This is a genomic window from Oceanobacillus manasiensis, from assembly GCF_000724085.1.
In the GTDB taxonomy this organism is placed as follows: Bacteria; Bacillota; Bacilli; order Bacillales; family Amphibacillaceae; genus Oceanobacillus_B; species Oceanobacillus_B manasiensis.
Genome location: NZ_CCDL010000002.1, coordinates 710,229 through 733,198 on the forward strand (window position 1 = coordinate 710,229; position 22,970 = coordinate 733,198).

Genomic DNA, 22,970 nt, shown 5'->3' on the forward strand with positions numbered 1-22,970 from the left:
AAAAACCTCTTTGCAATGATTGCAAAGAGGTATACGTGTACCGTTCTAGAACACACGTCTCCTATAGCAACCTTGCAGATCTCACTGTATCTGATTAAAGGTTCTATTTAGCAGGCACTTCCTGCTATTTTTCATAAATGGTTACAAGATCACGTTCATCCGTTTCCTGAAACTCTACTGTAATTACTTCTTTCTCTGAAGTAGGGATATTTTTACCCACATAGTCTGCTCTGATTGGAAGCTCACGATGTCCTCTGTCAACAAGAACAGCTAACTGAATTTGGGAAGGTCTTCCTTTATCCATTACAGCATCCATTGCTGCACGAACTGTTCTTCCTGTGTATAGAACATCGTCTAGGAGAACAACCTTTTTACCTGAAAGATCCACGGAAATATCTGTTGCATTCAACAGAGGATCTTCCTCCGTTACTTTATCAAGATCATCACGATACAGTGTGATATCCAACTCACCGGTTGGGACCGTAATGTCTTCTATTTGACGTATCTTATCTTGTAGTCGTTTGGAGATAGGCACGCCACGGGTTTTTATACCGATAAGAACGAGCTCTTCTCCCCCTTTATTTTTCTCTAAAATTTCATGTGCAATCCTCGTGATGGCCCTATTTATTGCAGCCTGATCAAGAATTTCAGTTTTTTTCTTCATGTTTTCCACTCCAAGCATAGAAAAATCCCTTTCTCCATGAGGAAAAAGGGATACAGTTCTACTGTTATTTTACAACCGAATCCTTCTAAGCCTCACTGGACTACTTTAAAGGGTCAACTATTCATTTGGTTTATTATTACAAAGTTCAACAGTTATGTCAATACATTTTCTTGATATAGTCTAAAACCTCTTCGAAATATGATGGTAAAGGTGCTTCAAACTTCAAACGTTCTCCTGTTTTAGGATGTGTGAAGCCAAGAGACTTAGCATGGAGGACCTGTCCATCTGTGTCCATTGTTTTCCTTGGGCCATACTTTGGATCTCCAACTAATGGGTAGCCAATATAACGCATATGCACTCGTATTTGGTGGGTTCGACCTGTCTCTAGTTGACATTCTATATGTGTATAATCTGGAAAGCTTTTTAACACCTGAAAATGCGTGATAGCAGGCTTGCCATTATCAACAACCCCCATTTTTTGTCTGTCTTTCGGATCCCTTCCGATCGGTGCATCAACCATTCCTGTTTCATGGGGGATTTCTCCATGAACTATTGCCTCATATTTACGTTCAATCGTTTTATCAGACATTTGTTCTGATAAATGTTTATGGGCTACATCATTCTTTGCTACCACTAAAAGGCCACTCGTATCCTTATCAATTCGATGGACAATTCCTGGTCTTTCCACCCCATTTATCCCTGAAAGATCTTGACAGTGGTAAATAAGAGCGTTAACCATTGTTCCTGTTTGATGCCCTGCAGAAGGATGAACAACCATGCCTTTTTCTTTGTTGACAACAAGCAAATCTTGATCTTCATAGATAATATCTAGCGGAATGTTTTCTGGTAGGATATTTGTTGTCTCCGTTTCGGGAATCGACCACTCCAGCATATCTGCTGCCTGGCATTTATAATTTGCCTTTACTTCCTGTTGATTTACTCTAACTAGTCCCTTACTGATCCAGGTCTGTACTTGGGACCTAGAGGTTTCCGGGTTAATTTCTGAAAGTAGTTTATCCAAACGTGTACCTACTTCAGAAGCTGTTACGCTATGCTGAAATAAACTCATTTTTTACCTTTTCCTTTCTTTAACTCATCTATTATAGTAGCGATAATAATAAAAAACACACCTATTACAAGAGCCGAATCTGCTATATTGAATATCGGAAAGTCATAACCAAAGATAATAAAATCAAAAAAGTCGACTACTTCCTGACGAAATAAACGGTCAATAAAATTACCGATGGCCCCACCTAACAGAAGACTAAGTGCAATCGCTAATCCACGACTATCCTTGGCATAACGCTGCATATAAATGATAATTCCAATAACAACAGCAACAGTCACAACGTAAAAGAAAATCATTTGTCCTTCTAATATACCCCAAGCTGCTCCTGTATTTCGGTGAGAAGTTAAGGAGAAAAACTGGTCAATTATGGTAATCTCTTCCCCGTACTCCATGTTTTTAACAACCAGCCATTTAGTTAGTTGGTCTATACCAATTACAATAAGCGCAAAAATATAATATATGTACATGCTTTTTCCTCCGATTCTCCGATAAGGGTCCTTCTTATCTTAAACGTAAATGAATAAATTTTCAATTACATGATAATGTAAAAACACTCCCCTTTAACAAGAGGAGTATTTTATAGAACCTATGCAGTATAATGTTCTTTTACTACATTTGCACAACGTGTACAAAGAGTTGGATGATCCTGATCTTCACCCACTGTTTCAGAGGCTACCCAGCAACGTTCACATTTTTCACCAGGATGTGCTTCTACAGCAACATCAACATACTTGTAAGCTTTCGTATTATCCGCGCTTGTTTGTACTTCTGCTCCTGAAACAATTAAATATTGATGCAATGGATCTATTGCTTCTAATACATCCTTTGTTTCCTGATATTTAGGTACAATTATAATCTTCGCTTCAAGCGACTTTCCTATTACTTTTTCATTTCGTGCTTCTTCTAAGGCCTTTAGTACGTCATCCCTAACCTTCATGAAGTGATCCCATTTTTCGGATAGAGCAGATTGTTCGTTGCCTGCGACTTCTGGGATGTCCGTCAATTGAACACTTTCTTCATTTGTACCTGGAATATACTCCCAAACCTCATCTGTTGTATGAGGAATAATAGGTGTTAGAAGTTTTACCAGCGTTGTTAAGATTTCATAATATCCTGTTTGAATACTTCTACGTCGATGACTTTCTTTAGCCTCAATATATAAGACGTCTTTGGCAAAATCCAAGTAGAAGGAGCTTAAATCAACCGCACAGAAATTGTGAATCTGATGGAAGATTGGTGAAAACTCATAGTTCTCATAATTTGCTCTCACGTCTTTCAACAGTCGCTGCAAGCGTTGAAGCATATATTGATCTACTTCTTCTAAATCATTATGCGCAACCTTGTCTGTTTCTGGATTGAAATCAGAAAGATTTGCTAGCATAAAACGGAATGTATTACGGATTTTACGATATGCTTCAGAGATCTGTTTTAGAATATCATTAGAAATACGAACATCTGCCTGATAATCTACCGAAGACACCCACAGACGTAAGATATCTGAGCCAAGTTGCTTTTGTACTTTTGATGGAATCATAACATTTCCAAGTGATTTACTCATTTTTCTACCATTACCATCTAAAACAAAACCATGGCTAATCACTGTTTTATATGGAGATTTTCCAGTTACGGCAACAGCAGTTGATAGGGAAGAGTTAAACCAGCCACGGTATTGGTCACTACCTTCTAGATAGACATCTGCAGGACGTTGAAGATTTTCACGTTCTGCTAACACTCCTTCATGAGAAGAACCAGAATCAAACCATACATCCATGATATCTGTTTCTTTGGTGAATATATTATTCGGGCTGTGCTCAGACGTAAATCCATCTGGCAATAAATCTTTTGCATCCCATTCAAACCAAATATTTGATCCATGCTCTTTAAATAAATCTGAAACATGATTAATTGTCTCATCTGATATAATAGGCGTGTTATCTTCCGCATAAAATACTGGAATTGGAACTCCCCAAGTACGCTGGCGGGAAATACACCAATCTTCCCGGTCACGAACCATATTGTAGAGACGTGTCTCTCCCCAATTTGGGTACCAGTTTACTTCTTTAATCTCATCTAAAATGTTCTGACGGAAGTCTTTAATAGAAGCAAACCATTGTGATGTTGCACGGAAGATAGTTGGTTTTTTTGTTCTCCAGTCATGTGGGTAGGAGTGTGTAATAAAATTAAGTTTTAGTAAGGCCCCCACTTCTTCGAGCTTTTCTGTAATTACTTTATTCGCTTCATCATAGAACAGACCTTCAAATCCTGGTGCTTCTTTTGTGAATACACCCTTCTCATCTACTGGACATAATGCATCAATGCCATAGCTGCGGGATACATAAAAGTCGTCTTCCCCATGACCAGGAGCAGTATGAACACAACCTGTTCCGGCATCTGTAGTTACATGATCTCCTAGCATAACGAGGGAATCCCTGTCATAAAACGGGTGTTTCGCAACAATCCGGTCAGCTTCATGTCCTTTAAACGTTTTAACTACCTCATAGTTTTCCCATTCTAATGTTTCAGCAACAGACTCTACCAGTGCTTGTGCAAGGACATATTTCTCGTCCATTGCCTCTACTACTACATACTCCAATTCAGGATGTACACTAATCCCTAAGTTTGCAGGTATAGTCCAAGGTGTAGTGGTCCAAATAACGATTTTTTCACCACCATCAAGTAGACCTTTTCCGTCCTTCACTTCAAACCCTACATAGATAGAAGCAGAACGCTTGTCATGATATTCAATTTCAGCTTCTGCAAGAGCTGACTCAGAGGATGGAGACCAATAAACAGGTTTAAGGCCTTTGTAGATATACTCCTTTTTCGCCATTTCACCGAATACTTTAATTTGTGCAGCTTCATAATCCTTTGTCAAGGTAATGTATGGGTTATCCCAATCTCCTCTAACCCCTAGCTGTTTAAATTGTGTGCGCTGGCTATCCACTTGACCTAAAGCGTAATCAGCACAAAGCTGTCTAAATTCAGCGATACTCATCTCTTTACGCTTTACTTTCTTTTTCTTTGTTAAAGCTGTTTCAATTGGTAGACCGTGTGTATCCCAGCCTGGCACGTAAGGTGCATAATAACCAGTCATCGATTTATAACGTGTAATAAAATCCTTTAATATTTTATTAAGTGCATGCCCGATGTGAATATCGCCATTGGCATAAGGAGGTCCATCATGTAAAACGAACAATGGTTTATCCTTAGACCGTTGTAAGCTCTTTTGATAAATATCTTTCTCTTCCCAATCCTCTTGGCGTTTTGGTTCTTTATTTGGTAAATTTCCACGCATTGGAAATTCTGTCTTAGGCATTAATAATGTATCCTTGTAATCCATTTATGTTCCTCCTTCAAATAAATAAAAAAAGCCCCTCTATCCCAAAAGGGACGAGAAGACTCGCGGTACCACCCTTATAAACTTAAAACCCCTTAAGGATTTAAATTCACTCGATATCCGTAACGAGGATAAAACGTTCATTACTACTTTCTTTCGTAATGAATTACTCTGGAGTGATGTTCTAGAAGGATCTTTACCGGGCTCCCACCAAATCCGGCTCGCTAAAATCAGAGTGCTCTTCTATACTGTCTCCGTCAACGTATACCAATATAAATTCACTGTGTTTATGTTTATGAATTATATGTAAAAAACGTGACGCCGTCAAGGCTTAAGATTCATTTTCCGCTAATTCAAGTTCTTCGCCGATCTCTGCGTCAAATAGTTGTTCCCAATCATCTGTACCAATCATATCTAATTGGGCTTCCACAAGCATCTTCAAACGGGTACGGAAAACTTTTGCTTGTTTTTTAAGCTCTTCTACATCCATTGAGATACGTCTTGATTTACTTAAAGCTTCGTTAATAATGCGATCAGCATTCTTTTCTGCTTCTTTAATTATTAATTTGGACTCTTTTGTAGCATTTCCTTTAAGCTCTTCTGCGGTCTCTTGAGCAATAAGGATAGACTTATTAAGTGTTTCTTCGATATTAGTAAAATGACCAAGTCTTTCTGTAAGTTGCTCCACTTTTTCAGCAAGGTCCTTTTTATCTCTAATTACAATTTCGTAATCTTTAATGACCTGATCAAGAAACTCATTGACCTCGTCTTCATCATATCCCTTAAATTTTTTTGTGAATTCCTTATTATGAATATCTAGTGGCGTTAATGGCACTTTGGCCACCTCCTCTTAAATAGTAAGCTTTACATTAGTAAAATTATAAATAATAGCTAATTATTTATAATTCTTTTTAATGAATTCGACAAAAATCGGTTAATTCCTGCATACGTATGACTTTATTTTAGCACAGCAATCGTGATTTTCAACTTATCTTTTTTTGTTGTGCCGTTTATGGCAGTTAGTTTACTTCTCCCCTTTCCTCTAAGAGACAACAAATCTCCTGCCTGAAGACCATACTTTCCATCTTCTACTATTTTGTAATTTACTTTTACTTGCTGTTTTGCTATGTAAGCCGAAGCATCTTTTCTCGACAAATGATAAATCTCTTTTAATACCGTATCTAATCTTAGAGAAGAGACCGTTTTATCAAAAAAATCCCATTGCTGTGTAGTTTTCAACCCTTCAGATAATGATTTTTTTTCAAGTGAAATCTTAGCTTTTTTAATCGAATTCAAATTTGTTGTAACAAATGGTGTTATTTCATCAGCCAAAACAAATTGCAAAATCCCATTTTCAACAGCAATATCTCCAAGCTTCTGCCTTTTTATTCCAAGGGATAAAAAGGCACCCATAACATCACGATGCTCAACTGTGACAAATTTACTTTGATATGTTGCTTGACATAATGTCAGCTGGAAATCTTCTCGGCTTATTTCTTCATAATAAGGAGCTATAATGGCACGCCTTCTTTCAGCATGGTCTGTTCCCCCATCTAAGGAAAGCTTTAAATCTGAAGCATCCCCGCCAACTAACATTTGCACAATTTGCTGTTCCCTTGGATCAAGAAAATCGGTAAGCTTCGGTTGAAAGTTCCGCTCGACCTGTTCCTTCCATGTAAGCACCTTATCAATAAAGGGTTGTTCATCCTTTCTGAAATGCTGATATATATCCATATGTACCACCTAGAATAAAAACATCCGGAAAAATTCTAATAAACCACTTCTGGCTAAATAGATAACAAATATTCCAACGATCGGAGAGAAATCAATCATGCCTATAGATGGTATGAATTTCCTGAATTGTTCTAAATACGGTTCACAAATTTTAGTCAGAAAGCTTCCAATACTGGACTCTCTTGCACCAGGAAACCACGACATGAAAATATAAACAATCAGGGCAAAACTGTAAACCATTAATGCTGTATCTAATAATTGATATAACTGAACCATCTATCTACCATCCCTTTTCAAATTCATTTTCTGAAAATGCTTCTGATATTGTACCAGAAATATTTACGTTATCCGGAGTACAGAGGAAAGTCTCTGCTCCTAGTTTTTGTATATCACCATTTAAGGCATACACCGTACCGCTCAGAAAATCAACAATTCGTTTTGCTTGCTGGTGATCTACTCGTTGCAAATTGATGACAACAGCCCGGCGATTAATAATATTATCAGCGATTTCTTGCGCTTCATTATATGTTCTCGGCTCACACAAAACAACCTTCGAAGAAGCCTGTTGCATACTAGTAAGACTAACTACATTCTGCTTCTCATTCTGTTTCTTTCCATGCTGTGTTTCTCGTTGTTCTGGTTCCTCATCAACAGGGACATCCACATATTCATACTCATATTCTTCGTCCATGGTAAAATAATTTTTTAATTTATTTTTTATACTCATTTTTTTCACCCCACTAGTTTGGTTCCGATTCGGATATGTGTAGCACCTTCTTCAATTGCCAGTTCAAAGTCATTACTCATACCCATTGATAAATAAGCACATGGCGCGCTATCATAACCCTTTTCCTGAACTTCTTTTCTTAAAGAAGCTAGTCTTTTAAATACTTGACGCAAAGCTTCTTTATCTTCAATATGTGGTGCCATCGTCATGAGGCCAACCACTCGGATTCTTGAAAAATCACGCAACTTTCCTATAAAAGTTAATACCTCTTCCGGCATGATTCCATGCTTTGACTCTTCCTTGCTTACATTTACTTGGACAAAGCAATCTATCGTTTTTTCGGCACGCTTATTAATCTCTTTAGCTAAAGAAAGTCTATCTAGTGAATGAATCACATCAACCTGGTGAATCACTTCCTTAACTTTTCTTGATTGTAAAGTTCCAATGAAATGCCACTTTACATCGGTTTCTTGAAGCGAATCGTATTTTTCTTGAAAGCCTTCGAGCCGATTTTCTCCTAAATTGCAGATCCCCGCTTGAATCGCTTCCTTTGTTCGTTCTATTGTAACATATTTCGTCACTCCGATTAGGGTGATATCCTCCACTAGTCGATTACTTTTTATACAAGCACGTTCTATTTTGTGATTAATTTCTTCAAGGTTTGCAGCAACTTCCATGCTTATCCCTTCTCCTCCTTCACCTGAGCTAATCGGAAAAGCCAATAAATCCTAGCATCCTTCCAGTTTTCCCGTTATCCCTCCGATGAGAGAAAAACAGCTCCCTGTCCTCAAAAGTGCAGTAATTAGATACACCTATATTATTACGTAATACCCCAGATTGTAAAAGAATATCCTTATTTAGTTGCTTTAAATCAAGATTATAGCGACCATTTTGCTGTGCAGTTACACTATTCGAATGGAATTCTTCGGCTATATGGGTTATTACCTGCTCGTCCACCTCATAATGTGTCTTAGAAATACACGGACCGATCGTAACTAGTATATCAGAGGCGGTGCTTCCGAGACTGCGAAATCTATTGATCATTTGCTCCGCAATTCCATGAACCGTTCCTTTCCAACCAGCATGTGCAACTCCTAATAATTGTTGCTTTGGATCTAAAAAAAATAGTGGAACACAATCTGCAAAGAAGGCTGAGCAAAGTATACCTTTCTCTGTCGTTATAATTCCATCTATATTAGGTAGCGAAGTTGTATGACTGGTTGCACCGCTTCCTTTATCATCATTTGTGACAATTTTAATATTTGTGCCATGAATTTGTTCCCCACCAACCCAGTTTGATAGGGGAAAAGAAAGCAGTTCTGCTAGTTGTTCTCTATTTTTTATAACGTTATATTGGTCATCTTGAACGTGTAGTCCCATATTTAGGCTCTGATAAGGTGGCTTACTGAATCCACCTACGCTTGTAGAAAACCCGACTGTCAATGATGGCAACAGATTTTCCCATTTTTTAATACTCAGATAAGAAGCATGCTTCCTGACAAATGGTTCACTCATGTTTTTACCTCCCCCATGTTCTTGCACCATTTTACCACATTTCTTATCTTTTCAACCGTTATGACCTGTAATAAAGTTACTCGAATATAGTTTTGGTTCTCCAACATTTTTAACCAATATAACGTCTGAACCAATTCTTACAATTTGATCCCAATGAATTACCAATTCATCTGATTTCCCAAAAAAACCGCCTTTTTTATCTTTTATCGTAAGTACAATTGCTACAATTTTCCCCTTATCTGTATCAATTTCAAGGTCTGTTATATGTCCAAGCCTTTTGCCGTCATCCACAATAATAACCTCTTTAACTTGTAACTCTGATAGCTTCATCATTTTCATTCCCCCTATTTATTCTAAATATATGCAATAAATCAAGGACACTTTCACAGTAATTTAAATTAAGAACAGAAGCGGATATAACTATATTAAAAAGCGCCTACTTATAGCATAGGCGCTTTTATTTATTCAAACATCTGTTTATTCATTTGTTTAATTGCTGCTTTTTCAAGCCGTGAAACTTGAGCTTGTGAGATGCCAATTTCATCTGCAACCTCCATTTGGGTCTTTCCTTGAAAAAATCGCTTATTCAGTATCATCTTCTCCCGTTCATTCAATTGATGCATTCCTTCTTTTAATGACAGTTTATCAAGCCACGTTGAATCCTTGTCCTTGTCATCACTAATCTGATCCATAACAAAGATGGGGTCCCCACCATCATTATATATAGGCTCAAAGAGGGATACAGGATCTTGAATAGCATCCATAGCAAACACAATATCGGAATGCGGAACACCCATTTCTTCAGCTATTTCCATAGGTGTCGGTTCCTTAGAAGTTTTGTTTATTAATTTTTCTCTAACCTGTAATGCCTTGTAAGCTATATCACGTAAAGATCTGGAAACCCTTATTGGGTTATTATCTCGGAGATATCTTCTAATTTCTCCAATAATCATTGGAACAGCATACGTCGAAAATCTTACATTATGAGATAAATCAAAGTTATCAATGGATTTCATTAAGCCAATGCAGCCGACCTGAAACAAATCATCAACATATTCGCCGCGATTATTAAATCGCTGAATAACACTCAGTACAAGTCGTAAATTTCCATTGACCAATTGTTCTCTGGCAGAAATGTCATCCTCCTGCTGCATCTTTATAAATAATTTTTTCATTTCGTCATTTTTTAATACGGGCAATTTCGATGTATCAACACCACATATTTCAACTTTATGTCTAGTCACTACAATTCAACCCTCCCTGATGGTGATGCTGTTCAAGGACAGTTTCTCCACCTGGAGGGCTTTTTATGCAGTGAGGTCATTGACTTACCAGTTTAAAATGGGGTTGAATCTTAGAGTGATAAGGCTAGACCATTTTATTAAATTCTTTTTTCAGACGACGAATGATTTTTTTCTCCAGTCTGGATATATAAGACTGTGAAATACCTAACATATCAGCTACATCTTTTTGTGTTTTTTCCTCTTGACCAATTAAGCCAAATCTTAGTTCCATGATTTGTTTTTCTCGATCATTTAATTGGGAAAGAGCACTTTTTAAAAGGCTTTTATCTACATTTGATTCAAGATTTTTGGTGATAATATCATCATCTGTGCCTAATACGTCAGATAAAAGTAACTCATTTCCATCCCAATCAATATTCAAAGGCTCGTCAAAGGAAATTTCAGATTTAAGTTTATTATTCCTTCTAAGATACATAAGGATTTCATTTTCTATACACCTTGAAGCGTAAGTAGCTAACTTGATTTGTTTTTCAGGATTAAATGTATTGACAGCCTTTATTAAACCAATTGTTCCTATACTAATTAAATCTTCTATATTTATACCCGTATTTTCAAACTTCCGGGCAATATATACTACAAGCCGAAGATTTCGCTCTATCAGAACCGCTCTTGCTGCTTTATCCCCTTTAGGAAGTAAAATTAAAAGTTCTTGTTCCTCTTGTTTGGATAGTGGTGGCGGAAGAGCTTCACTTCCACCAATATAATAAATTTCATCTGATTTAATTCCTAATTTAATGAGTAGCTTATACCACCACAGACGCAGACGTAGTTTAACAGATTTCAATTTTAATCTCCCCTTTTTATGCAGAACTAATAGCTGCTAGTTTTATAATTTGTGGATGTAACAGACAATGGTAACTTCCATCCCTCACCAACTCTGCAAACTGGATTCCAATTAAGACATTTGATGTTACTAACTTTTGATCACCATAATATACCATTAGCTTTTCCGGTCTTACTGTAAAGAGAAATTCACTTTTTCCTTGCACCCCTTGATATGGAACAATTTGAATAAATCTCTCCCAGGTAGTTGGGAGTTGCTCAAAATCCAGACTCTCATAAGATGATTTAAGTAAATGCCAATCTTTTTCAGTAAACCAATTCTTAAGAAAGCTTTCATCACATATGACTACCGGCCTTTTGGTAATTGGATCAGTCAACTGATTTCCGCTATCAATGTATCCTTGAGTAGAAAGGGATTCGTTGTTTAACTGAATTGTCACCATACATAATTGATCATAACGAATTTTTTCAGCGGCATGCTTGTCCATTCGATTCTTTGTAAACAACCAAATAATTGGAAATCCGATAACAACAAACACCCAACTAACAGGGTCTCCATAGCCTCCATTAAACGTGAGAACACTGCTACCAGAGATGGTTACAGGATTCTGAATGACAAAATGTACGGCTAGTAATCCACCACCTATAGAAAAGGTAGAGAAATAGAAAATTAAAAGCAATTTCAAAGTACGATAAATGGACTTAAACCCGAAGGTACTCCATATAATAAACACGGAATACAAAACTTTCCCAAACACCCCTACAAAAAATGATTCAGGAAAATAAAACGTTATAGGCACCAATAGAGATGCTATGAATGCTCCAATAAGAATCCTCCATTTTTTGGTTGCTTCTCTGCAGAGAGCTTGTGTTAATAGGAGTAACATTGCATCAAGCAGGAAGTTCAACATCCAGACAGCATCTAAATAAATGATCAAAACAGTACTTCCTTTCAGCTGGAGAATAAATAAGATAGAACTTCAAACAGCAGATGTTTTCTCCTAAAAAGATTGTTGGTTAAGCAATTTGATTTTCACTTGTAGTTTAATCACCCTCAAATCCATCTCATAAGTATATAGAAGGTTTGGGCAGTTTCATGCAAATTAAAAAGTATGGTAGGTAGGAGTATTTAGATAGTAATGAAAGTATACCGAAGCAAGAAAGCAAAGTCTGTCATTTTTTGTATGCGTAAAGGGGCTAATTTAAACTAGTTATCAAAGAATATGTCATCCTGAAATAAGTTAGTAGGAAATTAAATAAAAATGTTGTTTGTCAGGAAAAGAAAGTCCAGGAGTAGTAGTTGGTTCTAGCGCCTCATAGTTATTTAGACAAATTTAGCGAATGGAAGAAACCAACTGAAAAAGTGGTATGGAGAGAAAATGATAAATTGATCTAATAAAGATTTTTGTGCCTAAGCTCTAGTTAATCAAATCAGTAAGTTTGCTTGAACGTAAAGTAAATGTGGGTGTCGACTAATTGCTAGATGCCAGAGTTAGATCTCATTCTTTTAGTTTGTTATTATTTTTAGTGTTGATCTAAAATTGCCTAAAATAGCAATAAAAAAATGAACCCTGAATAACAGGGTTCATTTTCACCACCCGAATTTAACGGTTGCGGTTTCGATTTCTTAAGAACGTTGGAATATCCAATGTATCTTCTTCTTGCTTTGTACTGCGTGGTTGAGAGTTTTCTCTAGCTGGAGCCTCATCATTTGCACGAGTAGCTGCATGTTGATTATGGTTAATTACAGGGCGCTGTGTCTGTTGTTTAGGTTGCTTTTCTGCTTTTTGTACAGCCTCATCAAAACCTGTAGCAATTACCGTAACAACAATTTCGTCCTTAAGGTCTTCATTAATTACTGAACCGAAGATTACGTTAACTTCATTATCAGCCGCTGAAGTAACAAGGTCAGCAGCTTCTTGGACCTCATACAAGCTTAAGTTTGTTCCACCTGTAATATTCATTAGTATTCCGTGTGCCCCATCAATTGAAGTTTCAAGCAATGGAGATGAAATTGCTTTTTTAGCAGCTTCAGTTGCACGTGTTTCACCTGTCGCTACACCAATCCCCATAAGAGCAGATCCTTTATCAAACATAATTGTTTTAACGTCGGCAAAGTCGACATTAATTAAGCCAGGTTTAGCAATTAGGTCAGAAATACCTTGCACACCTTGTCTTAAAACATTGTCAGCCTCACGGAAGGCTTCAAGCATAGGCGTATTTTTATCAACGATTTCTAGCAATCTGTCATTTGGTATTACAATAAGGGTGTCAACACTAGATTTTAGTGCCTCGATCCCAGAAATTGCTTGGGTAGAACGCCTTCTACCTTCAAAAGAGAAGGGTCTCGTTACGACACCAACAGTTAATGCACCAAGGTCTTTAGCAATTTGTGCGATAACCGGTGCAGCACCTGTACCTGTGCCACCACCCATTCCCGCTGTAACGAAGATCATGTCCGCTCCTTGAAGTACTTCTTCTAATTGTTCTTTGCTTTCTTCAGCAGCTTTTTTTCCTACTTCAGGGTTTGCTCCGGCTCCAAGGCCACGGGTAAGCTTGCCACCAATCTGAATTTTAACTTCAGCCTTTGAAAGATTCAGTGCTTGAGCGTCTGTATTTACAGCGATAAACTCTACACCTTCCACTCCATGTTCTATCATACGGTTAACAGCATTGTTTCCGCCACCGCCAACGCCGATTACTTTAATTGTTGCTAACTCTTCCATATTTGTATCAAACTCTAACATATTCCGTTCCTCCTATATGCAAATTACATGTACTCCAGAAGCTCACTTGCCCTATATGTAAGGGGTTCGTTCCAATCTATTGTTTAGATCCAAACGATCATCGAATTCTACCATATCTCAATGTTAATAAAAATTATTACATCAATCAAAGAAATTCTTGAACAAGTTTGCTATACTAGAATCCTTTTTCTTTTTTTCTTTCGTTTCATTGTATTGAGTTTGCTTTTTAGTTCTTTTTGGCCTTTCATCTTGGTCAGGCACAATAACAGAAGGAAATAACTCTTTTCCCTGTATTTTCGCATTTCGGTATGCAAATTGCAAGATTCCTACTCCTGCGGTAAATTGCGGTTCCCGAACACCTATGTAATCAGGAATTGCTATTCGGACACTTGTATGGAACATATCCTGGGCTAACTCTAGCACACCAGGCATTGTCACTGTACCTCCTGTTAATACAAAACCACCAGGCAATTCGCCATAGCCTAATTTTCTAATTTCACGTTCTGCAAAAGCGTAAATTTCTTCTAATCTAGCTTCGATCATATCAGAGATTTGTAACTGGTTATACGTCTGCTTGGAATTACTACCTATAACAGACACCTCGAAGGTCTCTTCTTCCTGTGCGTTATTATAGAAAGCATGTCCATAATTACGTTTTACATCTTCAGCTTCCTCGGAAGTTGTCCGCATACCTATAGAGAGGTCCTTCGTAATATTGTCTCCTCCTAAAGGTATAACGCTGGTTGCAGTAAGATGATCATTTTCAAAAACAGAAACTGTCGAACAGCCGCCACCAATATTAATTAGCGCTACGCCCATATTCATTTCATCTTTTGATAAGGCTACTGTCCCAGCAGCTAAAGGCTGCAAGCAAATATCTGCAATTTGCAGGTTGGCTCGCTCTACACATTTTAAAATATTGTGGAGTACGGTTTTTGAACATGTAATAATGGTACCTTCCATCTCTAATCGTACACCGATCATCCCACGTGGGTCTGTTATTTCATCAAGCCCATCGACAATAAACTGCTTAGGAATGACATCAATAATTTCTCTTTCAGGTGGGATAGATATAACCTGTGCACCATCGATCACACGATTAATATCCTCATCACCAATCTCTCTGTCTTCACTTTGGACTGCCACCACACCATGGCAAGGCTGTAATTGAATATGATTGCCGTTTATCCCTACAACAACACGGTCAATTTGCATTCCAACCATCCGTTCAGCTTGCTCCACAGCATTACGTATGGACTGAACTGTCTGGTCAATGTCCACTATGGCACCTTTTTTCATACCATTAGACTTTGCAGACCCTACTCCAATAATGTTTAATGAGTCATTTAATACTTCTCCAATAATTACTTTGATTTTTGTAGTACCTATATCTAGGCTAACTAATATATCACTGTTGTTCAAAAGTAAGGCACCCCCTAAATTCAGCAATCTTCATCTGTTTTTTTTATATAGTATCCTAAATTTCTATCTGATAACATATCATTTTATAGTAATATACTAGAAAAAGAAATATATTATAGGTAATTCCACAAGAAATAGCTGATTCCTTTATTTTTCTGTTACTTTTTTTATATAATATTAGGTTTTATACTACATACTATACGTTTCGTACAACCAACACTTTATATGACTTTCATAAAGATTGGTTTTAGTCATTCAGCAGCTTCCTCACTACCCTCTTCAGTCTCTTCTTGTTCCGTTGAATCGTTGAAAGCTTCAAAATAAGCGCCTACCCCAATATGAATAATCCCTCTGCTTCCTTCTTCAAGCTGGGAAACAATGGACGGATATACTCTCATCTTTTCTGCAAAATCTCTGATTGTGCCATCTACCAAAAAGCCATCGTTCATGTAAAGCAAAATTTTATTAGTATTTTCATCGGTTGGTACCCAATAGATTTCCGAAATTAATTTCAGAATACTAGTAGGTAGCTTTTCAAGCTCAGCTGTCATCCTATGTAAATATTCTTCTTCCTTAAAATCGAGCAACAGGGGTGCATCTCCGTTTGAAGACTCCTGGCCAGCGGTATTTAAAACTGTACCCGTTCCTAATACTGGATAATAGTTACTATCTTGTTCGATATATCCAACCCGATTTAATTCATTTACTTCTATCAACACAGTACGTGGGAGCTGTCTGCTAACCTCTACCGAGTCTATAATGGGATTTTTAGTTAGATCTTCAAGAATAGCTTTTTTATTAAGGCTCCAGATATTCGTTTTTGTTGTAAGGCCACTCATTTCTACTATTTCATTATCGGATAAAAATGTATTACCTTTAATAGTTATGGTTTTTACATCACTTAAAGGCGATTGCAAATAAGCAATAATTGATATTAAAAAGAAAAAAATAGAAAGGTAGAATACTAAACGACGATTCGCTTTCTTTTTTCTTGCCTGTTTCAGTTTAGGGATACGATCCTCGATTGAAACAATCTTCTTTTGGCTCATCTCCATTTCTTCCTTTATAAAAAATTAACAAAGAGCTTCGACTAGAAATAGCCAATGTTTCCTGTTACATGAATTATATCACAAGTTCCTAATAGAAATGTAGTATACACTCATAGTTTATCAAGTTTTTCAGATTAATCATCTATTAAATTTTACCAGTTGAATTTCCCCCTCAATATTAACTTAAATTTTTGAATACCTGCTAATATTTAACAGTATCCCCACCGAACACAATGTGAGGGTTAAGGAAGAGCCGCCATAGCTTAGAAAAGGAAGCGTAATACCAGTAACTGGAATTAGACCAATTACAACACTAATATTTATCATGGCTTGGATTGCAAGCATCGATATTATACCAAGTGCTAGAAATCGAGCAAATCCATCTGGGGCTTCGAGTGCAATTTTTATTCCACGCCAAAACAAAAGAAGAAATAATGCAATTACTGTACTCCCACCAATAAAGCCTAGCTCTTCACCTAATATCGCAAAAATAAAATCAGTTTGTGGTTCGGGTAAATAAAAGTACTTCTGAAGACTTTCCCCCAAACCAAGCCCCATTAAACCTCCTGGCCCAATTGCATATAAAGACTGAATAATTTGAAATCCATCCCCTAGAGGGTCTTCCCATGGATTTAGGAAAGCGGTTATCCTACTAATACGATATGGTGCAGATGCGATTAGAACAACAAATCCCACTACACCGAGTGCAGCGAGCCCAAAGAAATGTGAATAACGAGCCCCTGCCACAAACACCATCACCATACATGTCAATACAAGCACCATTCCAGTCCCAAGGTCAGGTTGCAGCATAATTAATCCAAATGCTGTAAAAATAAGCATAATAGATGGAAAAAATCCTTTTTTAAACGAGGTAATATATTTTTGATTTGATGCAAGATAGGCTGCCAGGAATATAATCAATCCTAGTTTCATAAATTCTGATGGTTGAATGCTAAACGCTCCAACTCCGATCCAGCTTTGTGCTCCTCCTCTTACCATTCCTACACCAGGAATTAGGACAAGAAATAAAAGAACAAAGCATATAATAAGTAAAATATTTGCATATTTTTTCCAAGTTCCATATGGAACAAGCATTGTGGCAATCATTGCAATAATCCCCGCTACAGCAAATAACAATTGTCGTTTTAAGTAATACATCGAATCATCAAATTTATAATCTGCCCATACGTATGATGAGCTATACACCATGACAATACCTGCCGTCAATAGCCCAATAATTACTGCAATCAGTATATAATCAGGTGAGTTTGAATCCTTTACTATTTTACTCAATAAAAAAACACCCCTTCTTCTTAAATGAGACGGGGGTGTTATCCAGTAATATAAGTTCAAAACATACGATTGTTAAGACAAGCCCCCTATTTCAGTCTATGCACGGCTTGTATAAACATGTCTCCTCTTTCTTCAAAGGTTCTGTATTGATCCCAGCTAGCACAAGCTGGAGATAGTAAGATTACATCTTCTTCCTCAGAAGCTTCGTATGCCTTTTCTACAGCATCCTCTACATTATTAGCATTAATAATGGTTGAAATGTCAGCCTGCTTGCCTAACTCTCTTAATTTTTCAGAGGTCTGTCCAAAGACTACTAATCCTTTAACAAACTTTAAATAAGGTAAAAGTTCTTCAAAATCATTCCCTCTATCAAGACCGCCTGCCAGTAGAATAACTGGTTGCTTAAAAGAAGAAAGAGCTTTTTGAGTAGCTAATATGTTCGTTGCTTTTGAATCATTATAAAAGAATCGTTTCTCAATGTTATCTACAAATTGCAGACGATGCTTAACACCGGAAAAGGTAGTAAGCACTTCATAGATTCCTTCGTTAGTAGCACCACGTAACTTGGCAGCTGCAATTGCTGCTAAAATATTTTCAAGGTTATGCTCTCCAACCAAAACAATATCTGAGACGGGCATAACTTTTTCTTCACGGAAATATAAATAATCTTGATCCATCCAAGCACCATTTGTAAGACGTTGTTTGACAGAGAAAGGCACTTTTTGTGATGACGCTTTGTCAATCACACTTGCAATTTTTGAGTCATCGGCATTAAAAACAAGATAGTCCTCTTCCGTTTGGTTCCGAAAAATATTAAATTTTGCCTCCATATAATTTTCCATCGACTTGTGATAATCGAGATGTGCTTCAAAGATATTAAGTAACACTGCAATAGACGGTTTAAAACGTTGTATTCCCAATAACTGAAAAGAAGATAGTTCCAAAACAAGTGATTCTTTTCTGTCGACTAGCTGTGCTATTTCTGTTGCAACTAACCCAATGTTGCCTGCTACTTTAACTGGCAAATTACTTTTGGAAAGCATCTCGTTCGTTAGCGTTGTGGTCGTGGTTTTGCCATTTGAACCAGTAATGGCAATAATCTCTCCATCCGCTAATTGTCCAGCAAGCTCTATTTCGGTAATTATGGGAATATCCCTTCTTGTAGCTTCAATTAAAATATTATTGTCGTATGGTATTCCTGGATTTTTCACAACAATATCTATTCCATCAAGTACATGAAGCGGATGAGTACCTAGAATAACCTCTGCTCCTTTGGACTTCAGCTCCTCAACAGTTTCGTCGTCTTCTTTTGCCTGCATATCATTGATTCGCACATTACGGTTACTATCAAGTAATACATTAGCTGCAGCGGTTCCGCTTCTTGCTAGGCCAAGCACTAGTACGTTGGAGTATGGAAAATCTGTTAGCTGCTTCAATTTAATCCCACCTCTATATAAATACCAAGCGCGGCAAAAACAAGACCGATAAGCCAAAAGGTCGTAACAACACGCCATTCAGACCAACCTAGTAATTCATAATGGTGATGGATTGGACTCATTTTAAATACTCTTTTTCCAGTTGTTTTAAAAGATATAACTTGAATAATAACTGAGAGCGTTTCTATAACAAAAACCCCACCAATAATAACTAGAATGATTTCAAGTTTTGTCAAAATAGCGATAGCTGCAATGGCGCCTCCGAGTGCAAGCGATCCTGTATCCCCCATAAAAACTTTCGCTGGATGGGCATTAAATACGAGAAAGCCAAGTAGTGCCCCGACTACAGCTAATGAGAATATAGCCACCTCATTTTGCGGAAAACCGTACCACGCTAGAATTCCGAATGCTCCAAAAGCAATCGCCGCTGTCCCTGCTAAAAGTCCATCTAAACCGTCAGTAAGATTAACCGCATTGGAAGCACCGACTAGCATAACGATAGTAAGTATCGCATACCCCCAACCAAGTTCGACCTGTAAGGAAGTACCCGGGATTTGGATAAACGTATCAAATCCCTGACTCTGTAATATAAAGTAAAATACAAGTGCAATTACAATTTGCCCAGCCATTTTCTGCTTAGAAGTTAAACCAAGGTTTCGCTTCATTGCCACCTTTATATAATCATCTAAAAACCCTAGTACTCCATAACCAAACAAAACAAAAATTAATAGCCAGATTTCATAGCCTATACCTTCTGCTCCTGCTTTTAATGCCATAATAATGGAAGTAATCACAATACTGAAGACAATCATAAGCCCACCCATTGTTGGTGTACCTGTCTTTTTTTGATGTGATTTTGGCCCTTCTTCTCGAATGCTTTGTCCAAACTTTAATCTTCTTAAAAATGGAATAAATATTGGAGATAAAAGGACGGTAATTAAAAATGCTATAGCAATCGTAATTAATAAAACTGAAATTTTCACTGCTTCTCCTCCTTGTAGATTAACCGTCCAACTGGAATGGCTAGCTTATAGCCTCTACCATTGTTTCAAATTTTAATCCTCTTGATGCCTTAAACAGTATAAGTGTATCTTTATTTAAATATGGTTGAAGTGCCTCAATAAGAGCTTCCTTTGTTGTAAAATGCTCAATCGTTACACTGCTTTCTTTTCTTTCAAGTTCCAAACTAATCCATTTTGCACTTTCACCGAAGGTATAGACGGTATCAATTGGTGATTTAATAACTTCTGCCACAGAACGATGTAACTTCTCAGCGTGTTCTCCAAGCTCCAATATGTCTCCAAGTACTAAAACTTTTTTTGTGAAGCCCTCCATTTGCATTACTACTTCAATGGCAGCCTTCATGGATGTAGCAGAAGCATTGTATGCATCATTAATAATGGAAGCCTCTTGCTTGCCATCTAATAGCTGAAAGCGCATTGTAGTCATCTCTAAGTCCTGTAACCCTTGCTGAATACTTGCCTGTGAGACACCTAATTTCTCACTTACAGTCACGGCCAAAGCAGCATTTAACGCATGATGCTTTCCAAGTAAAGGGATCGTATAAGATTGACCATTTAACTTAAACGCCGTTTTATCCTGTTGGATGTTTACGGATGTAATGACATGCTTGTTACTAGGATTGAAACCGCACGTTACGACATTAGTTTGCTCATGCTTATGTGAAAGTAATGGTTCGTCGCCATCCATCAGTAGCGCACCTTCCGATTTCAGCCCATTTGCTATTTCTAATTTCGCTTTTGCAATACCTTCACGAGAGCCAAGATACTCAATATGTGATTCACCGATATTCGTTATAATAGCATAGTCTGGGTTTGCAATATGTGTAAGAGTGTCGATCTCCCCAGCCTGACTCATTCCCATTTCTAATACTAGCAGTTCTGTATCTCGTGCCATGGATAAAATGGTAAGAGGTAACCCTATATGGTTGTTGAAATTCCCCTGTGTATGGTGGGTTTTAAACGTTGTCTTCATGATAGACGCTACCATATCTTTGGTTGTCGTTTTTCCATTCGACCCAGTTATGCCTATGACAGTAGGGTCTATTTCATTTCTATATTGTAAAGCAATTTTCTGCAAAGACTTTAAAGTATCCTCAACTTCGTAAACAATAAAAGAAGAATCGAGATCCTTTGGTAATGGCTTGCTTTTATCCCAAATTGTCGCAACGGCCCCATTATCAACAGCTTGTTCTAAGTAGGTATGTCCATCGAAATTCTCACCCACAAGAGGTATAAATAGGGCATTTGTGGAATGCTTCCTACTGTCAGTTGTCACTTCGTATATTTCTAAATGGTTATCTGTTTCTGACATGGGTGTCAGAAACTCCTCAAGCCAATTTGTTGTAAACAACATTTCTAATTCCCCTTTATCCGAATGGCATGTCGCGCCACTTCGCGATCATCAAAGTCATATTTTACAAGTCCTATTTGCTGGTAAGTCTCATGACCCTTTCCTGCAATTAAAATAATATCGTCTTTTTCAGCTAGCTTTATCGCATGCTGAATCGCTTCTTTCCTATCTGTTATTACATCGTATTCTTCCTTGCTATTTAATAAGTCCTTTGTCATATCTTCTAGAATTTGTGTCGGATCCTCAGTACGTGGATTGTCTGAAGTGAAAATTGCCCGATCAGCATATTGTAGTGCAATTCCAGCCATTAGCGGCCGCTTTGTTCGGTCGCGGTCTCCACCGCATCCTACAACTACATATACCTTACGTTCAGCAAAATCCTTAATGGTCTGCAAAACATTTTCTAACGAATCGGGAGTGTGTGCATAGTCCACAATCACGGCATAATCTTGTTTTTCGTCGACAGGCTCGAATCTACCGTTTACCCCTGTTATGCTCTCAAGCGCATCTTTAATAACCGTTAGCGGAACATCCTTTGCAATTGCTGCTGTGCTAGCTGCAAGCATGTTATAAACATTGAACATTCCGATTAACTTGGAATTAATTTCGATGTCTCCCACTGGTGTTTTTAGTATAAAGGACGTTCCACCAGCATCTAAACGAATATTATGTGCTGTAACATCTGCTTCTTTTTTACAAGAGTAAGTTAAGACATGTTGAGCAGTGCTACGCTTAAGCACAATGCTTGCTGCGTCATCCTCATTTAATATAGCAAATTTAGGACTGTGCTTTACATAAGTATTCCCTAACTGAGCAAACAAAAGACTTTTTGCACGTAAATAATCATCTATATCTTTATGATAATCTAAATGATCCTGTGAAAGGTTGGTGAAAATAGCAATATCATATTCACATCCATAAACCCGTCCCATATCCAAAGCATGAGAAGAAACTTCCATTATTGCTTGGTCTACATTTTTATCTAGCATACTGCTAAAGAATTTTTGTAAACTTAACGAATCTGGTGTTGTATTATTAACTGGATAAGTTTCCTCCCCAATTTTCATTTGAATGGTTCCGATCACACCTGTTTTCTTATTATGCTTATTAAAGATGTTTTCGAGCAAGTATGTTACGGTTGTTTTTCCATTCGTTCCAGTCACACCAATCAATGGCAGATCCTTGGTAGGGTTCTTATAAAAACTGACAGCAAGCATTGACAATACTCTGTCAGTATCTCTAACTATGATCACAGGCACAGTTGTCTGAACTGGTTTCTCTGCAATAATAGCAATTGCTCCGTTCGTAACCGCTTGATCCACAAAATCATGGCCATCTTGGGTATAGCCTGAAATACAAACAAACAGACTATTCGGGCTAGCAGTCCGTGAGTCCATTTCTACGGAAGCAATTTCCATGCCTTCTATAGGAGCTGTTGTATGGTAAAAAGGTATTACTTTCATTAAATCTGTTAATTTCATAAATAACATCCTATCTTTCATAATGTCTACATATGT

At 37.4% G+C, this 22,970-nt stretch carries 22 protein-coding genes and 1 other annotated feature; all 22 genes read right to left on the reverse strand.

Going from position 1 to position 22,970, the window contains the following annotated elements; all coding sequences use genetic code 11:
• Nucleotides 1–124: 124 nt before the first annotated feature.
• A complete protein-coding gene (gene pyrR / locus BN985_RS12795; protein WP_042224097.1) occupies nucleotides 125–664 on the reverse strand; it encodes a bifunctional pyr operon transcriptional regulator/uracil phosphoribosyltransferase PyrR in 540 nt (179 codons plus the stop codon).
• A 157-nt stretch (nucleotides 665–821) separates the two neighbouring features.
• Entirely contained in the window at nucleotides 822–1,733 is a 912-nt protein-coding gene (locus BN985_RS12800; RefSeq protein WP_042223835.1) for an RluA family pseudouridine synthase, read from the reverse strand.
• Nucleotides 1,730–2,200, reverse strand: coding sequence for a signal peptidase II (gene lspA, locus BN985_RS12805; RefSeq protein ID WP_042223836.1), 471 nt, complete (start codon nucleotides 2,198–2,200; stop codon nucleotides 1,730–1,732). Before lspA ends, BN985_RS12800 begins: the two co-directional genes overlap by 4 nt.
• A gap of 119 nt (nucleotides 2,201–2,319) precedes the next feature.
• Nucleotides 2,320–5,073, reverse strand: coding sequence for an isoleucine--tRNA ligase (gene ileS / locus BN985_RS12810; RefSeq protein ID WP_042223837.1), 2,754 nt, complete (start codon nucleotides 5,071–5,073; stop codon nucleotides 2,320–2,322).
• 43 nt (nucleotides 5,074–5,116) lie between these two features.
• Nucleotides 5,117–5,340 (reverse strand) — a binding site (T-box leader).
• A 61-nt stretch (nucleotides 5,341–5,401) separates the two neighbouring features.
• Entirely contained in the window at nucleotides 5,402–5,905 is a 504-nt protein-coding gene (locus tag BN985_RS12815; protein ID WP_042223838.1) for a DivIVA domain-containing protein, read from the reverse strand.
• A 122-nt stretch (nucleotides 5,906–6,027) separates the two neighbouring features.
• Nucleotides 6,028–6,804: a YlmH family RNA-binding protein gene (locus BN985_RS12820; RefSeq protein WP_042223839.1), complete on the reverse strand. Its 777-nt coding sequence runs from the start codon at nucleotides 6,802–6,804 to the stop codon at nucleotides 6,028–6,030.
• A gap of 9 nt (nucleotides 6,805–6,813) precedes the next feature.
• Nucleotides 6,814–7,080, reverse strand: a complete 267-nt coding sequence (locus BN985_RS12825) for a YggT family protein (RefSeq protein ID WP_042223841.1) — start codon at nucleotides 7,078–7,080, stop codon at nucleotides 6,814–6,816.
• 4 nt (nucleotides 7,081–7,084) lie between these two features.
• Nucleotides 7,085–7,531, reverse strand: coding sequence for a cell division protein SepF (locus BN985_RS12830; protein WP_042223843.1), 447 nt, complete (start codon nucleotides 7,529–7,531; stop codon nucleotides 7,085–7,087).
• Between the two features lie 5 nt (nucleotides 7,532–7,536).
• Complete coding sequence (locus tag BN985_RS12835) at nucleotides 7,537–8,208, reverse strand: YggS family pyridoxal phosphate-dependent enzyme (protein ID WP_042224098.1); 672 nt, start codon at nucleotides 8,206–8,208, stop codon at nucleotides 7,537–7,539.
• A gap of 28 nt (nucleotides 8,209–8,236) precedes the next feature.
• Nucleotides 8,237–9,046: a peptidoglycan editing factor PgeF gene (gene pgeF / locus BN985_RS12840; RefSeq protein WP_042223845.1), complete on the reverse strand. Its 810-nt coding sequence runs from the start codon at nucleotides 9,044–9,046 to the stop codon at nucleotides 8,237–8,239.
• A 51-nt stretch (nucleotides 9,047–9,097) separates the two neighbouring features.
• Nucleotides 9,098–9,379, reverse strand: coding sequence for a YlmC/YmxH family sporulation protein (locus BN985_RS12845; protein WP_042223846.1), 282 nt, complete (start codon nucleotides 9,377–9,379; stop codon nucleotides 9,098–9,100).
• A gap of 128 nt (nucleotides 9,380–9,507) precedes the next feature.
• Nucleotides 9,508–10,290, reverse strand: coding sequence for an RNA polymerase sporulation sigma factor SigG (sigG, locus tag BN985_RS12850; RefSeq protein ID WP_042223847.1), 783 nt, complete (start codon nucleotides 10,288–10,290; stop codon nucleotides 9,508–9,510).
• A gap of 124 nt (nucleotides 10,291–10,414) precedes the next feature.
• Nucleotides 10,415–11,134 (reverse strand): RNA polymerase sporulation sigma factor SigE, encoded by a 720-nt coding sequence (sigE, locus tag BN985_RS12855; protein ID WP_042223848.1) that lies wholly within the window; start codon nucleotides 11,132–11,134, stop codon nucleotides 10,415–10,417.
• Between the two features lie 16 nt (nucleotides 11,135–11,150).
• The gene (gene spoIIGA, locus BN985_RS12860; protein WP_042223849.1) at nucleotides 11,151–12,071 is read right to left on the reverse strand and encodes a sigma-E processing peptidase SpoIIGA; all 921 of its coding nucleotides are present in this window, start codon (nucleotides 12,069–12,071) and stop codon (nucleotides 11,151–11,153) included.
• Between the two features lie 666 nt (nucleotides 12,072–12,737).
• Nucleotides 12,738–13,880 carry a cell division protein FtsZ gene (ftsZ, locus tag BN985_RS12865; RefSeq protein WP_042223850.1) on the reverse strand — a complete coding sequence of 381 codons (1,143 nt, stop codon included), beginning with the start codon at nucleotides 13,878–13,880 and terminating at the stop codon, nucleotides 12,738–12,740.
• A gap of 141 nt (nucleotides 13,881–14,021) precedes the next feature.
• Nucleotides 14,022–15,302 (reverse strand): cell division protein FtsA, encoded by a 1,281-nt coding sequence (ftsA, locus tag BN985_RS12870; RefSeq protein WP_042223851.1) that lies wholly within the window; start codon nucleotides 15,300–15,302, stop codon nucleotides 14,022–14,024.
• A 251-nt stretch (nucleotides 15,303–15,553) separates the two neighbouring features.
• On the reverse strand, nucleotides 15,554–16,351 hold the full coding sequence (locus BN985_RS12875; protein ID WP_042223852.1) for a cell division protein FtsQ/DivIB: 798 nt from the start codon (nucleotides 16,349–16,351) through the stop codon (nucleotides 15,554–15,556).
• Nucleotides 16,352–16,534: 183 nt separating this feature from the next.
• Nucleotides 16,535–17,635, reverse strand: coding sequence for a stage V sporulation protein E (gene spoVE, locus BN985_RS12880; RefSeq protein ID WP_042224099.1), 1,101 nt, complete (start codon nucleotides 17,633–17,635; stop codon nucleotides 16,535–16,537).
• A 95-nt stretch (nucleotides 17,636–17,730) separates the two neighbouring features.
• Nucleotides 17,731–19,080, reverse strand: a complete 1,350-nt coding sequence (murD, locus tag BN985_RS12885; protein ID WP_042223854.1) for a UDP-N-acetylmuramoyl-L-alanine--D-glutamate ligase — start codon at nucleotides 19,078–19,080, stop codon at nucleotides 17,731–17,733.
• Nucleotides 19,077–20,063, reverse strand: a complete 987-nt coding sequence (mraY, locus tag BN985_RS12890; RefSeq protein ID WP_042223856.1) for a phospho-N-acetylmuramoyl-pentapeptide-transferase — start codon at nucleotides 20,061–20,063, stop codon at nucleotides 19,077–19,079. Before mraY ends, murD begins: the two co-directional genes overlap by 4 nt.
• Nucleotides 20,064–20,103: 40 nt before the next feature.
• Entirely contained in the window at nucleotides 20,104–21,456 is a 1,353-nt protein-coding gene (locus BN985_RS12895) for a UDP-N-acetylmuramoyl-tripeptide--D-alanyl-D-alanine ligase (protein ID WP_042223857.1), read from the reverse strand.
• A 2-nt stretch (nucleotides 21,457–21,458) separates the two neighbouring features.
• Complete coding sequence (locus BN985_RS12900; protein ID WP_042223858.1) at nucleotides 21,459–22,934, reverse strand: UDP-N-acetylmuramoyl-L-alanyl-D-glutamate--2,6-diaminopimelate ligase; 1,476 nt, start codon at nucleotides 22,932–22,934, stop codon at nucleotides 21,459–21,461.
• Between the last annotated feature and the right edge of the window lie 36 nt (nucleotides 22,935–22,970).